This window comes from Caballeronia sp. LZ034LL, from assembly GCF_031451215.1.
In the GTDB taxonomy this organism is placed as follows: Bacteria; Pseudomonadota; Gammaproteobacteria; order Burkholderiales; family Burkholderiaceae; genus Caballeronia.
Genome location: NZ_JARUXR010000024.1, coordinates 1 through 796 on the forward strand (window position 1 = coordinate 1; position 796 = coordinate 796).

The following is a 796-nucleotide window of genomic DNA, read 5'->3' on the forward strand; positions in this document are numbered from 1 at the left end:
GCGCATGCGCACAGCGACTACGAGCATCGCGACGACGAGAACTGGATGCGTCACACGCTGTGGTTCAGCGAGGGTGACCGGCTGGACTACAAGCCGGTGCAGATGAAGCCGCTGACGGTCGAATCGGTGCCGCCGAAGGCACGCACCTTCTAAGGCACGAGGATAGAGAAATGGCCAAGAGAATCTTTGAAGTTTATCGCTACGATCCGGACAAGGACGCAGCGCCGCGCATGCAGGCGTACGAGCTGGACCTGACGCACGAACGCATGCTGCTGGACGCGCTGGTAAAGCTGAAGGAAGTGGACGAGACGTTGTCGTTCCGTCGTTCGTGCCGCGAGGGCGTGTGCGGTTCGGACGCGATGAACATCAACGGCAAGAACGGTCTGGCGTGCCTGACGAACCTTAACGAGCTGCCGCAGCGGATCGTGCTGCGTCCGCTGCCGGGTCTGCCGGTGGTGCGCGACCTGATCTGCGACTTCACGCAGTTCTTCAACCAGTATCATTCGATCAAGCCGTACCTGATCAACGACACGCCGCCGCCGGAGAAGGAGCGTCTGCAGTCGCCGGTGGAGCGCGACGAGCTGGATGGCCTGTACGAGTGCATTCTGTGCGCGAGCTGCTCGACGTCGTGTCCGAGCTTCTGGTGGAATCCGGACAAGTTCGTGGGACCCGCGGGCTTGCTGCAGGCCTATCGTTTCATCGCGGACAGCCGTGACGAAGCGACGGGCGAACGACTCGACAACCTGGAAGATCCGTACCGTCTGTTCCGTTGCCATACGATCATGAATTGCGTCGA

The 796-nt window shown here is 61.1% G+C and carries 2 protein-coding genes; both read left to right on the forward strand.

Going from position 1 to position 796, the window contains the following annotated elements:
* Positions 1–153: hypothetical protein (locus tag QCE83_RS35030; RefSeq protein WP_309821477.1), on the forward strand; the 153-nt coding region annotated here is incomplete at its 5' end.
* Between the two features lie 17 nt (positions 154–170).
* Positions 171–796: succinate dehydrogenase iron-sulfur subunit (locus QCE83_RS35035; protein WP_309821475.1), on the forward strand; the 626-nt coding region annotated here is incomplete at its 3' end.